Annotated in this window: 5 protein-coding genes, 2 tRNA genes and 1 pseudogene; 3 read left to right on the forward strand and 5 right to left on the reverse strand. The window is 73.1% G+C overall.

Going from position 1 to position 3731, the window contains the following annotated elements:
* Together ABD317_RS34485 and ABD317_RS34490 are read right to left on the reverse strand one after the other, a co-directional pair.
* Positions 1-328: pseudogene (locus ABD317_RS34485) on the reverse strand (hypothetical protein); the annotation flags it as partial.
* Positions 328-504 carry a hypothetical protein gene (locus tag ABD317_RS34490; RefSeq protein WP_344295428.1) on the reverse strand — a complete coding sequence of 59 codons (177 nt, stop codon included), beginning with the start codon at positions 502-504 and terminating at the stop codon, positions 328-330. The gene ABD317_RS34490 and the pseudogene ABD317_RS34485, both read right to left, overlap by 1 nt.
* A 205-nt stretch (positions 505-709) precedes the next feature.
* Here ABD317_RS34490 and ABD317_RS34495 point away from each other — a divergent pair, with 205 nt between their 5' ends.
* Positions 710-1438 carry a 3'-5' exonuclease gene (locus ABD317_RS34495; protein ID WP_344295431.1) on the forward strand — a complete coding sequence of 243 codons (729 nt, stop codon included), beginning with the start codon at positions 710-712 and terminating at the stop codon, positions 1436-1438.
* A 62-nt stretch (positions 1439-1500) separates the two neighbouring features.
* Here the strand turns inward: ABD317_RS34495 and ABD317_RS34500 are convergent.
* Together ABD317_RS34500 and ABD317_RS34505 are read right to left on the reverse strand one after the other, a co-directional pair.
* Positions 1501-1572 (reverse strand) — tRNA-Val (locus tag ABD317_RS34500).
* Positions 1573-1705: 133 nt separating this feature from the next.
* Positions 1706-1777, reverse strand: a tRNA-Val gene (locus ABD317_RS34505).
* A gap of 311 nt (positions 1778-2088) precedes the next feature.
* On the opposite strand from ABD317_RS34505, the gene ABD317_RS34510 reads away from it, so the two are divergent.
* The gene (locus ABD317_RS34510) at positions 2089-2502 is read left to right on the forward strand and encodes an SsgA family sporulation/cell division regulator (protein ID WP_018836768.1); all 414 of its coding nucleotides are present in this window, start codon (positions 2089-2091) and stop codon (positions 2500-2502) included.
* A 176-nt stretch (positions 2503-2678) separates the two neighbouring features.
* Complete coding sequence (locus ABD317_RS34515) at positions 2679-3317, forward strand: CGNR zinc finger domain-containing protein (RefSeq protein WP_344295437.1); 639 nt, start codon at positions 2679-2681, stop codon at positions 3315-3317.
* On the opposite strand, the gene ABD317_RS34520 is transcribed toward ABD317_RS34515, so the two are convergent.
* Positions 3304-3456, reverse strand: coding sequence for a hypothetical protein (locus ABD317_RS34520; protein ID WP_199789096.1), 153 nt, complete (start codon positions 3454-3456; stop codon positions 3304-3306). The two genes, ABD317_RS34515 and ABD317_RS34520, sit on opposite strands and share 14 nt — an antisense overlap.
* Between the last annotated feature and the right edge of the window lie 275 nt (positions 3457-3731).

Consider the following 3731-nt stretch of genomic DNA (forward strand, 5'->3'; position numbering starts at 1 on the left):
GGGCGGGCCCGGCGCGCCGCTCGGCGCCGTACTCCCAGCTGATCTCGTCGCTGGGCACGGCCAGGGCGGTGCGGACGAGCGGGGCGGACGGCTCCGGGCTGCGGGCCAGCGCGGTGAGCGCCTCGGCGAGCAGGTCGGTGCAGTCGGGGAAGGCGCGGTCGGCGGGGACGAGGATGCTGGTGCCGCCCGGCGCGTCGCCGGGCGGGGTGTAGCGCGCGTACCGGCCGGTGGAACCGCCGTGCCGGCGCCAGCCATGGCGGGCGAGGAGGGCGCCGAGCACGGCGGGGTCGACACGGGCGGGGTCGGGCTCGGAGGGCTGCCGGTACATCAGGGTCTCCCTCCCCGGCCGACCCGCGTCGTGAGCGCGCGGAGCGCGCGGTCGGCGAAGACACCGTCGGAGACGTCGCCGACGGGGTGCCCGCCGCCGGGGTGGGCGGGGGCGCCGCGCTTCGACGCGGCCCGCTCGGGAAGCAGGCCGCCCGGTTCTGGCCGTGCCAGGGACATGGCGCAACTGCCTTCCGCACGATGCCGGTAGCTGACGGGGGCCGGACCCTCCGCGGGCGGCCGGAGGCTTACTGACCCTCACTCTCTGTTGTCACCGCACACGCTCTCCGTCAAACAACCCTTGTTCGGATCCGGCGCGTTCCGGGTATCACCCGGTCGGCGGGCCTGACCTCACCGCCCGCAAAACTGCAGGGAGTTGGGGCTTATGACGCTCTGGTACGAGGGGCCGCTGGCGGCCTTCGACACCGAGACCACCGGCGTGGACGTCGAGCGCGACCGGATACTCTCCGCAGCCGTCGTCGTGCAGCCGCACATCACGTCGCCGCCCCGCCGCACCTCGTGGCTCGTCTCCCCCGGCGTGGAGGTCCCGGCGTCGGCCACGGCGGTGCACGGGCTGACGCTGGCGCACCTGCAGCGCCTGGGCCGCTGGCCGGCCCCGGTGATGGAGGAGGTCGGCAGGGCGCTGGCGGCGCAGTGCGCGAGCCGCGTGCCGCTGGTGGTGATGAACGCGCCGTTCGATCTGACGCTGCTGGACCGGGAGTTACGCCGGCACCGCGCCTCGTCGCTGCCGAAGTACCTGAGCGGCGCGCCGCTGTGCGTGCTGGACCCGCTCGTGCTGGACCGGCACCTCGACCGGTACCGCAAGGGCCGCCGCACGCTGACGACGCTGTGCGAGCACTACGGCGTGGAGCTGGCCGGCGCCCACGAGGCGGGGGCGGACGCGACGGCGGCGCTGCATCTCGTACGGGCCATCGGGCAGCGCTACGCGGAGCGGGTGGGGGAGCTGAGCGCGGCGGAGCTGCACGCGCGGCAGGCGGTCTGGCACGGCGCGCAGGCGCGCGGCCTGACGGCGTGGTTCGCGCACACGGGTTCGGACGAACGCTGCGACCCGGCCTGGCCGGTGCGTACGAGCGGGCTGGCGACGGCGGCCTGACCGGCGGCGCACACGGAAACGCCCGAGGGCCGCTCCGCGCGGTGCGGAACGGCCCTGAAGGGTGGGCGATACTGGGATCGAACCAGTGACCTCTTCGGTGTGAACGAAGCGCTCTCCCCCTGAGCTAATCGCCCGGAAACGCCGTAGTGGCGCGGCCAGAACCATACAGTGCGGCGGGCCGGGTGTTCAAACCCGCTGCCGCAGGAGGGCCGTCAGGCCGCACCGGCCGGAGCGCGTCTTCCGCGGGCCGGGGCCGCCGTCGGGCGGTGGGCGATACTGGGATCGAACCAGTGACTTCTTCGGTGTGAACGAAGCGCTCTCCCGCTGAGCTAATCGCCCTCGCGGGAGACCACGTTACCCGATGTCAGCATCCGTGTGCGCCCCGCTCGGCCTTCCACCCGCGCGGCTTCCGCGCGCCTCCGTCACAACAGGCCCGATCGTCGTTACTCTCCGCATCCATGGAGCCCAAACTGTCCGCGCCGGAGAGTTCACCGGAACGGCCCTGTACGGCGAATACCCACTAGGCCGTACGAACTACGAAAAACATCGCAAAACAGTCAGAGGGGTTTACAACGCCCCGGTAGGTGGCATGTCGACTTCGCCGACGTGCGAATCCCCGAGCGCACACTGAGCGAAAGGCCCTGGCGCTTATGAACCACACGGTCAGCTGCGAGCTGCACCTGCGCCTCGTTGTGTCGAGCGAGTCTTCCCTGCCTGTCCCCGCAGGTCTGCGGTACGACACCGCGGATCCTTACGCCGTGCACGCCACCTTCCACACCGGCGCCGAAGAGACGGTCGAATGGGTGTTCGCCCGCGACCTGCTCGCCGAAGGGCTCCACCGCCCGACCGGCACCGGAGACGTCCGCGTCTGGCCGTCCAGGAGCCACGGCCAGGGCGTCGTCTGCATCGCCCTCAGCTCACCCGAGGGCGAAGCCCTGCTCGAAGCCCCGGCGCGGGCGCTGGAGTCCTTCCTGAAGCGCACGGACGCGGCCGTGCCGCCCGGGACGGAGCCACGCCACTTCGACCTCGACACCGAGCTGTCCCACATCCTCGCGGAGAGCTGAGCCCGTCCGAGGTCACCGTCCGTAGCCGTCAGCCTCGGGGAGACGGCCGGATCCGACCGCACCAGCGCAGCACCGGCACCGCCGTCGCCCGCCGTGGCGACGGCGGTGTCACGTTTTGGCTAGAGTCGGCGGCGGACCGACCAGGGGAACGCGCAGCCCGACCAGGGGAGCGAACGGTGCTGATCAATCACGACACCCGGTGCGCGCTCGACACCGTCGTGGCGCTGCTGAACACCGACACCGGGGACGGCGGCGCGGAGACGGACGCGCTCGTGGACGTGGGTGCGCTGCAGGGCTTCGTCGACGAGCACGACATCAGCGGCATCGAGGCCCTCTGCGCCTCCGACGTGGCCGCCGTCCGGGCGGTACGGAGCGACCTCTCGGCCGTCTTCGCCGCCCCGGACGACCGGGCGGCGGCCGAGCGGCTCAACGCCATCGTGGCCGCCGCGGGCACCACGCCGCAGCTGACGGACCACGACGGCTACGACTGGCACGTGCACTACTTCGCCCCCGGCGCCTCCGTCGCCGAGCACCTGGCCGCGGACGGCGGGATGGCGCTGGCGTTCCTCGTCGTCGCCGGCGAGCGCGAGCGGCTGCGCCGCTGCGAGGCGCCGGACTGCGGCCGCGCCTTCGTCGACTACTCGCGCAACCGCTCCCGCCGCTACTGCTCCAGCCGCACCTGCGGCAACCGGCTGCATGTGGCGGCGTACCGGGCGCGGCGGCGCGAGGCGGCGGCCGGGGCGGGGACAGAAGCGGGGGCAGAAGCGGGGACGGGGGGCCGGGACGGGACGGGGGCGACGGTCACCAGCCGATGAGGTCGTAGACCGAGGTGCCGAAGAGCAGCATGCCGACGACGGCGAGAAAGAGCATCAACGGCGGCTGGGACAGGGCGAAGAGGCAACCGCGGGTCTCGGCGGGGGCGGGTGGCCGCGGTGCGGGCGTGTGATCGTTCATCTCGCGCAGATGATTGCGTAGGCACCCATGCCCGGGTGGGCAACACGCCAGGAAAAACCGGCCCGTTCACAAAGATCGGCCGGGTGTCACCGCGCGCCGGGGCCGGAGGCCGACTCCGCGGCTGCGCAGGGTGGTCCGGCGGGTCCGCAGCGTCAGATGCCGTGCTTCTTCAGGATGGCCTCGATGTCGGAGAAGTCCTCGTCCCCGGACCCGGAACCGGAGGACGCTCGGCCGCCGGCCGCCGGCTCCGGGGCGTCCGCCTTGCCGGCCCGGCC

It is taken from the genome of Streptomyces synnematoformans (assembly GCF_039531005.1).
GTDB classification, from domain to species: domain Bacteria; phylum Actinomycetota; class Actinomycetes; order Streptomycetales; family Streptomycetaceae; genus Streptomyces; species Streptomyces synnematoformans.

What these genes read in the sequence shown, in the direction of transcription:
- ABD317_RS34490 (WP_344295428.1), bottom strand. Translation starts at nt 504, where the DNA reads ATGTCCCTGGCACGGCCAGAACCGGGCGGCCTGCTTCCCGAGCGGGCC.
- ABD317_RS34495 (WP_344295431.1), top strand. Translation starts at nt 710, where the DNA reads ATGACGCTCTGGTACGAGGGGCCGCTGGCGGCCTTCGACACCGAGACC.
- ABD317_RS34510 (WP_018836768.1), top strand. Translation starts at nt 2,089, where the DNA reads ATGAACCACACGGTCAGCTGCGAGCTGCACCTGCGCCTCGTTGTGTCG.
- ABD317_RS34520 (WP_199789096.1), bottom strand. Translation starts at nt 3,456, where the DNA reads ATGAACGATCACACGCCCGCACCGCGGCCACCCGCCCCCGCCGAGACC.